This is a genomic window from Microbacterium sp. (assembly GCF_047972865.1).
Classification (GTDB): domain Bacteria; phylum Actinomycetota; class Actinomycetes; order Actinomycetales; family Microbacteriaceae; genus Microbacterium.
In genome coordinates this window covers 1-4,110 of sequence record NZ_JBKEAY010000182.1, presented here as the reverse complement: position 1 = coordinate 4,110, position 4,110 = coordinate 1, and the positions used below count along the sequence as shown (strand labels likewise).

Sequence of the window (4,110 nt, the reverse complement as noted above, 5' to 3'; positions counted from 1 at the left end):
CCGGGCGAACGCGATCGCATCCGCCCGGTACATGCCCTCCTGCGTTGTCCGCAGCCATTCCCCCAGTGCCAGGAAGAACGGGAGCGCCACCTTGAGCCCGCCCGACAAGTGCAACACAAAGAGCGGGTGCACGTTATTGTTGCGTCCCGCCGCCCAGTACAGGCCTTGACCGAAGTTGCCGAGGCCTGTGACGAAACCTTCCACGGAGTCGGGCTTGAGGTCCGTGAGACGGACGACGTGCACGCGGCCGTCCGCTACAAGCGGATAGCCGTTGTCCAATCCGAAGCAGACCCTGCTCCAGTCACCACCCGCCAGAATGCCCGCGTTGAGCAACGCCGCCGCCGACCCGCGCGCGCTGTCTGAGGCCAGCAACACGCTGGGGTCGCGATCTGCGGCGGGGCTGAGGAGATCGAGATCGTCGTGCTCAGCGTATGCCCGCAGCCCGTCGAGTTCTGCGCTGAGCCACCCGCGGCCGCGTACCGCATCTGAACCGGGCTGCTCCTCGTCGCTGTCGATGGCGGCCACAAGATCGCCGATCTGTAAACCGTCAAGCTTGTCGTCCTCCGGTGCGCCCGTGTTGGTACTCCACGCGAGTGCGGCAGCGCTGTTCTCGGCCGTGAGGTCACCGACGTCCCAACCGTCGAGGAACTCATTCACTTGGTGGCCGACACGTACTGCAACGGTGTCTCTGCCCGACTCACGCGCACGGTTGAGCTTGTCGAGAATCGACAGCCCAACCGTCACGACGTGCACGCGCATGTCCTCACCCATCACCTTCTCCTTCAACGTAGCCGTAGCCACCCGCCGTCTTGGCGCCGAATCCTTCGATCGACAGCGCATCTCTGACCCACGTCGCTGCTGTCTCCACATCTGCTTCCGGACCGGTCAGCACCGCGATCAGGCAACCGTTCTTTTGCGGGTTCCCCCGCCCCACGGTCAAGAAGGTCACCGGTACCGGATTCTCGATGCCTGCGGGCGGTGAAGCGGCGTCAGGTCGTGTGGGGTCAGATGTGGCGTGCCGGCGGTAGTAGGCACCGTGGTGCACGGTCACCACATCGAGCTCCACCTTTACGGTCTTCTCTCCGGGGATGGCGTCGAAGAACGTCACGGTGCCCACCTTGCCCGGCGCGACATCGGTGGGCGCAGTACCGAAGATCCTCTTCCAGGCGGTGTCGTCTTCGGCATTCTCGATCGCCCAGCGACGCGCCAGCCCCTTCAACCCCGATGCGGGCAGCACCGGCCAACCGTACGTGCCGTGCAGCGCGATACCGATCTCCTGTGGGCCTTCGTCGCCGAGTCCGGTGACGATGCGCCACTCGGGCATGATGGCAATCTCGCGCGTTCCTCGAAAACGCGCCACCGCTGCGCGGCGCCGAGCCAGCGCCGCGCCGCGCAGAGACGCCGCAGCCTTGCTTTGCTGGCCGAGATCGGACCTGCTCGCGGCGGACAACAGTTGCGCCCGCAGTGCCGCCGTGCGTTCTTCTGTGACGAAGGCGAGGTGGCGCACGAGGATCGAGCCGTTCGAGTCGTTTCTCAATCCACGGAGCGTGACCTTCACCTCCGACGACTGTCGGTCGCGGGAAATGGTCGCCGAGATCTTTCGGCCAAGGTGCCCCGCCGCTGAGACGGTGTGATCCTCGTGTGAAACCGACTGGTTCTGCGGGGTGGGGCCGGTGCGCGGGGGGCGCGACGACGGCAAGTCGGTAAGCCGGGGTATGCCCTTCGACGGTGGGGCGGGGACCGGGCTCATGAGCCGTCACCGTTGCTGTCATCGCCCGTGTGACCCTCGCTGCTCTCATTCGGCGACGCAGTGTAACGCCGGGCTTCGCTCAGCCGTTTGAGCCAGTTGGCCTGCTCACCGACTTCACGCGCAAGCGCAGAGTACTCCGCGACGGACAGACTTCCAAGCCATACGAAGAAGGCTGCGTCCAGCCTGTCGTTGGTATGCCCGGTGCGTGTCCCTCGGTCACCCACGACCTGGGCCATGAGCCTCTCCACGTGGCCGTACGCTACCCCAACAGCTCCGCTCTTGTGCGCGCCGGAGGCAATGAAGGCCAGGGTTGCCGCCAGTCCGCTGCGGTGCAGCCGTGTGGGAAGTGCGACGAGCTGAGTGCGCACCTGCGGCGTGTAGTCGCGCCCCAGGCCATCGAGGAGTTCTGCGGCCCGAGAGGCCGCCCGTTGGCCGACGTGCTTCATGCCTCACCGGCCTTCTCGTCCACCGCTTTGTGCAACCTGCTCCACAACAACCCTTTCCCCAGCGTCTCATCGCCACCGACCTGAAGCAGCTGTGAGGTGAACAGAGCCTCCACCGCCTGCTCAAGTGACTCTGTCTCTTGCGCCGTGCGACCAGGCCGGAGGGTGAGGGTAGACGCAAGTACCGTGTCGGTAGGGAGGTATTCCGCATAGAACGGCCCGCCGGTGACCGCCTTGGCGTTGTCGAGAGCGATCCGCGGCAAGACCTCCGTCGCGTGCTCAATCGTGTATCCGAACGCATGGTCACTCATGACGACGAGATCTTCGGCGAGCTTCTTCGTGAACGTGTCGAAACCTGCGACATTGTTCGGGAGCGCGTCGGACGCGATCCGTTCGGCCCACGCCGTCGCCGTATCAGAGTGCGCGATGTCACAGACGAGGTCGCCGAGTGCGTGCTCACCTTTCCACCGGTCCGATGCCCCCACCCCGTCCCCCGCCACGTCGGGCACCTCAAGCGTGTGCATCCCTAGGCGTTGCCACGTTCTGGTCAAGCGGCTGAGGACAAGCCGCGACGTGGTCCACGCGAAGGTGCGCGTCAGCGTCGCCACCGGAAGCGTCACGACTCGGGCATCCCCGACCAAGAGTGCCCCGCGATCCTTATCTCCGGGTGTGTCGACCTCGGAACCGAAGAGGGCCACAACATCATCGGGGCATGCGGTGCGGGCCGCGTCGCGCAACGCGCCCTTGAGGGATTGCCCCCACACAACGGGAAATCCTGTCGTGCTCTCGCGTTGGATCGGGTTATCGACGACTCCGACGCTGGTGTCTGCTCCCGCATGGACCGGCGTCTCCGCATACAGGTAGAGCAAGTAGCTGATCATCGGTCGGTGTACTCCCATCGTCCCGTGAAGATCACGCCGAACCCGGTGGCGGCGAGATCGGTGAAAGCGACATCCGCGCTGGTGCCCGCGCCGGCGAGCGCACGCCCGTGGTGACCGCGAGCCCATCGCGTGGCCGCTTCGTCGCCGTCCGCGAATTCAGGGAAGTAGACCGACCCGGCAGGAACCGCTCGGTACAAGGCCGACTCACCGTGGCTTCGGCGGAGCGCGATGGGCCGCGGCCCATCGACCGCAGCCGCAACCACGGTTGCGCCTGGCGGGGTAGGAAACTCAGAGCCGCTGGCCCAGATCGCATCGGTCGCGAGATACACGAGGACCCTCCCGCCCGGAAAGCTGTCGAGTTTCGGCGGAATGGCCGAGGATGAGACCTGCACCTCTTGCAGGTCGGCGACTCTTCCCGCTCCGCCGAACGGTGTCGGCGTGCGCGGTGTGTGCTCCGAGTCGAGTTCGAAAAGGAGCCTCCATCGGTCTCCCGGGCGAAGATGGGTGGTCGAGTACAGGAAGCCTCGCCGCGCGGTTCCGTCGGTGCGTGCCAGGCCGACGCGTCGCTCAGCTTTGAAGATCTCGAACGGCGGGAGGGAACCCAGAGGGCCAACTGACGGTGTCGCCAAGTGCATGGCGAGCCTTGTTCCAGACACCAGCTGGTCGGGCAGCGGCTCCGCGTTCGGATCGGCTAGAAGAAGCTGCTGCCCCGTGATCGGGCTGGTGTGCATGGGTTGGCAGGCGTTCGAGGGTGCGAGCCGGACGAGATCTCCGCGGCGTCTCATCAGGTCGCGGGGCACCGGAAAATAGGGCACCCAGCATCCGCGAGCTTCCATTCCTACGTAGGGTCCGCGAAGCGAAGTGAAGCGCTCTCCGCCCATCGCGGCCGATACGGCGCCGCCCACGGTGCTCGGGTGCGGCATGACCGCATGGGCGACACCGTTTGTGGCAGCAGCGAAGGCTCGCCCGTCACGCACGTGGACGGTGTCGTCGGGACTCAACGCCCACCACGTCATGACGAGTCCTCCTGGTTGAG

At 65.9% G+C, this 4,110-nt stretch carries 5 protein-coding genes; all 5 read right to left on the bottom strand.

Annotated elements, in window-relative coordinates:
- The coding region (locus ACK5KK_RS10850; RefSeq protein WP_416890099.1) for a hypothetical protein at positions 1-771 on the bottom strand (771 nt) is incomplete at its 3' end.
- Positions 764-1,558, bottom strand: a complete 795-nt coding sequence (cmr6, locus tag ACK5KK_RS10845; RefSeq protein WP_416890098.1) for a type III-B CRISPR module RAMP protein Cmr6 — start codon at positions 1,556-1,558, stop codon at positions 764-766. The genes ACK5KK_RS10850 and cmr6, both read right to left, overlap by 8 nt.
- A gap of 188 nt (positions 1,559-1,746) precedes the next feature.
- A complete protein-coding gene (locus tag ACK5KK_RS10840; RefSeq protein WP_416890097.1) occupies positions 1,747-2,196 on the bottom strand; it encodes a type III-B CRISPR module-associated protein Cmr5 in 450 nt (149 codons plus the stop codon).
- Entirely contained in the window at positions 2,193-3,074 is an 882-nt protein-coding gene (gene cmr4 / locus ACK5KK_RS10835) for a type III-B CRISPR module RAMP protein Cmr4 (protein WP_416890096.1), read from the bottom strand. The genes ACK5KK_RS10840 and cmr4 overlap by 4 nt, the downstream gene beginning before the upstream one ends.
- A partial coding sequence (locus ACK5KK_RS10830; protein WP_416890095.1) for a type III-B CRISPR module-associated Cmr3 family protein occupies positions 3,071-4,110 on the bottom strand: 1,040 nt, incomplete at its 5' end. The genes ACK5KK_RS10830 and cmr4, both read right to left, overlap by 4 nt.

Coding starts and splice junctions, on each gene's coding strand:
- cmr4 (WP_416890096.1), bottom strand. CDS start 3,074: ATGATCAGCTACTTGCTCTACCTGTATGCGGAGACGCCGGTCCATGCG.
- ACK5KK_RS10840 (WP_416890097.1), bottom strand. CDS start 2,196: ATGAAGCACGTCGGCCAACGGGCGGCCTCTCGGGCCGCAGAACTCCTC.